We start from the raw sequence: 3,634 nt of genomic DNA, 5'->3' as shown, positions 1-3,634 counted from the left end.
ATGTACACCTACACGGGTGGCCCGCCGCAGAACCCCAACCTCGATCCCATTCTCTTCGCCGAGCTCCCGTGGTTCGGCAACTGGGAAATGGCGCAGATGACCAAGTGGGGCATGCCGGGTGTCTACACGCACGCCTTCATGGACGGCTGGTCGCCGGGCTACCTCGGCTCCGTGGCATACAACCACAACGGCCTGATGAAGATGTACGAGACGCAGTCGGGCCGTGATCTCGACAGCACGGCCATGGCCAAGGCACGCGCCGGTCAGGACGTGAGCACGGCGACGCCGGGCGGTGGCTTCGGTGGGCGTCCCGCTGCCATTCCCACGGGTCGTGGTGGTGGACAGGATCGTGAGTGGTACCGTGGCAACCCGATCGGCTTCAACGATCTCGCCACGTTCACGCGCCGTGCCAATGCGAACTACATGCAGTCGGGCGTGATCTCGGCGTTGCAGCTCGCCAGCATGTTCCCGCAGACGGTGCTGGAAAACTTCTACATCAAGACGAAGAACAGCATCGAAGACGGCAGCACGAAGGCACCGTATGGCTTCATCCTGCCGGTGCAGAAGGACATGACGCGCGTGGCGGAAATGGTGAACCTGCTCCGCATCCAGCGCATCGAGATCGGTCAGGCCACGGCGCCGGTGAAGGTTGGCAACGTGACGTACCCGGTCGGTTCGTACATCATCAAGCGCAACCAGCCGTACGGCCGTCTGGCCAAGAACCTGCTTGAGAAGCAGGACTATCCGGACGCGCGCCTCAACACGTACGACGACAGCGGCTGGTCGATGGGCTTTGCCATGGGCGTCGACGTGGTGACGGTGGCCGAGAAGTCGATTCTCGACGCCCCGGTGACGCCGGTGGAAAAGGTCGTGCTCAAGGGCAGCGTGAAGGGCACGGCGGGCTCCACGATCGCGGTGGCGCACCTCGGCTCCAACAACATGGTGTCGTTCCGCTATCTGCTGCGCAACGTGCCCATGAAGGTGGCCGAGCGCAGCTTCGCGGCAGGCGACACGACGTATCCGGCGGGCTCGTTCATCATCGATGCGAAGCATGCGTCGACGGTGCGTCGCCTGGTGGACTCGCTGGGGCTCACGGCCGCGATGCTGCCGAGCGCGCCGTCCGTGGCGACGCATGATGCCGACGTGCCGCGAGTGGCGATCTACACGCAGTGGTCGGGCACGCAGTCGCTGGGTTGGTATCGTCTCACGTTCGATGAATTCAAGATTCCGTTCGATCTCATCTACAAGGAGCGTGTGGTGCAGGGCAACCTGCGTCGCGATTACGACGTGATCCTGGTGGCCGAACAGAACCTGTCGCGTCAGACAGTGATGCAGGCGCCGGCGGCTCGTCCGGTACCCTATCAAAACAGCGCCAAGTACAAGTTCCTCGGCGTGTATGGTTCGACGCCTGACATCACCGGCGGCTTCGGTCAGAAGGGTGTCGATGCCTTTGCGGCATTCCTCGAGTCGGGCGGCACGCTGATCGCGATCGGTGAGTCGGCGCGTCTGCCGATCGAGTTCGGTTGGGCTGGCACGGTCGACAAGACGCCGGTGGCTGGTCTGTCGGCGCAGCGTCCGCTCGTCGAAGCGGAAGTCACGCGTCCTGAGCATCCGGTGTTCTATGGCTTCGGCAAGACGAACATTCCGGTGAAGTACGTGGGCGGCACGCCGTTCAAGGTCGGCATCGCCGATGAGGCCAACGTGCTCGCGCGCTACGTCGGCGGCGACAAGTCGGTGATCTCGGGGCTCATGACCGGTGCCGATTCGCTCAAGTCGCGCCCCTTCGCGGTGGACGTGCCGAGCGCGGTGAAGGGCAAGGGTCGCGTGATCATGTTCGCGAACAACCCGATCTACCGTTGGCAGAACCACGGCGAGTTCGGCATGGTGTTCAACAGCATCATCAACTGGAACGATGCTGGTGCCCCGAAGGAGCAGAAGCCGGCGCAGCCGATCGTGCCGTAACGCGTTCCTTTCCTGGTGAAGTGGCAGCGCGCCCCGGACTGGTTCCGGGGCGCGCTGTTCGTTTGTAGGGGCGGGGAACCATGAACTGCGAACTGCTTTGCCACGGATCACACGGATACAGGCGGAAACGACACGGATTGATCTGCGCGCCGTACTGGCCGCCACGCCCACCATTGGTTTCTGGTTCTTGTCGTGGCTGTTGTCTGATCCTGATGTTTCCGTGCTTTTCCGTGTGATCCGCGGCAAGGTGGTTCTCTGGCATCTGGTCCAGACTGCCATCAGTTCTCGATCAGGTTTCGTACGTATGAACGATCGGAGCCGGTTTGAAACGATTGGTGCCATCATCGTGAAGCCCGCGGAGGTCGGGAAAAGATGACCCGGAGCGCCCCGTGCCACGGCTGTCCGTCGCCAATCTCACATCCTCGCACGGCGCGCTCAAATGTGGATAACGTGATGCCCGTCTGATGGGCTCGCCGGTGCGTCACAAAGTTCCACAAGTGTAAAGGAATCCACGGGTTGCGCGATTTCGCCGGAAGTGTATTCTAGGGGAGCAACGGCATCAGTTTCGGTTTCGTCCACATTTGCACATCGATCGGGAGCGCGGACCGCCAACGTGGGCGGTGCTCGCTGCAGCTCGATCGCCAGCGCTTCTCCGCGAGGAGTGCTGCGTCATTCACCCCGTGCCGACCAAGCCCCGTATGGAGCTCCCCCGGATGACCTTCGAGTTCGAAGAGAGCGCTTCCCAGAACGCCCGCATGAAGGTGGTGGGCGTGGGCGGCGGTGGCGGCAACGCCGTGAACCGCATGATCGAGGAACACCTCGAAGGTGTTGAGTTCATCTCGGTGAACACCGACGCGCAGGCGCTCATGAATTCCAAGGCCGACGTCAAGATCCAGATCGGCAAGAAGCTGACGCGCGGTCTCGGCGCCGGCGCTCGCCCGGAGATCGGACGGCAGGCCATCGAAGAGAACCGCGAGGACACCAAGCGGGTGCTCGGCAACGCCGATCTGGTGTTCGTCACCTGCGGCATGGGCGGTGGCACCGGCACCGGCGCCGCGCCGGTCGTGTGTCAGCTCGCGCGTGAAGCCGGGGCGCTGACTGTTGGCATCGTGACTCGCCCGTTCCTCTTCGAAGGCCGCAAGCGCATGCGGCAGGCCGAAGAGGGCATCTCCGAGATGCGCAAGAACGTCGACACGATGATCATCGTGCCGAACGAGCGTCTGTTGGCCGTCGTGGGCAAGGGCATCCCGTTCCACGAAGCGCTCAAGAAGGCCGACGAAGTCCTGCTGCACGCCACGCAGGGCATCTCGGTGCTGATCAGCGAGACCGGTATGGTGAACGTCGACTTTGCCGACGTCCGCACGGTCATGCAGAACGGCGGCTCGGCGCTCATGGGCACCGGCATCGGCCGCGGGGAGAATCGCGCCAGTGAAGCCGCGCAGCAGGCCATCGCCTCGCCGCTGCTCGACAACGTTTCCATCTCCGGCGCCACGGGCGTGCTGGTGAACATCACCGGCGGCGAAGACCTCACGCTCGGCGAAGTGCACCAGATCAACGACATCGTGCACGATGCGGTGGGCGACGAGGCCGAGATCATCTTCGGCGCCGTCCACGAGCCGGCCATGATGGGCGAGATCCGCGTCACGGTCATCGCGACGGGTTTCGACCGCTA

At 63.5% G+C, this 3,634-nt stretch carries 3 protein-coding genes; all 3 read left to right on the top strand.

The features are described 5' to 3' along the window. Positions 1-1,962: hypothetical protein (locus VGE27_RS15025; protein WP_331050484.1), on the top strand; the 1,962-nt coding region annotated here is incomplete at its 5' end. 97 nt (positions 1,963-2,059) lie between these two features. Further along, complete coding sequence (locus VGE27_RS15020) at positions 2,060-2,338, top strand: hypothetical protein (protein ID WP_331050483.1); 279 nt, start codon at positions 2,060-2,062, stop codon at positions 2,336-2,338. Positions 2,339-2,675: 337 nt separating this feature from the next. Beyond that, a partial coding sequence (gene ftsZ, locus VGE27_RS15015) for a cell division protein FtsZ (protein ID WP_331050482.1) occupies positions 2,676-3,634 on the top strand: 959 nt, incomplete at its 3' end.

Source organism: Gemmatimonas sp. (assembly GCF_036405635.1).
Classification (GTDB): Bacteria; Gemmatimonadota; Gemmatimonadetes; order Gemmatimonadales; family Gemmatimonadaceae; genus Gemmatimonas.
Note: the sequence above shows the minus strand (reverse complement) of the source record. Positions and strands in the feature narration are given on the sequence as shown.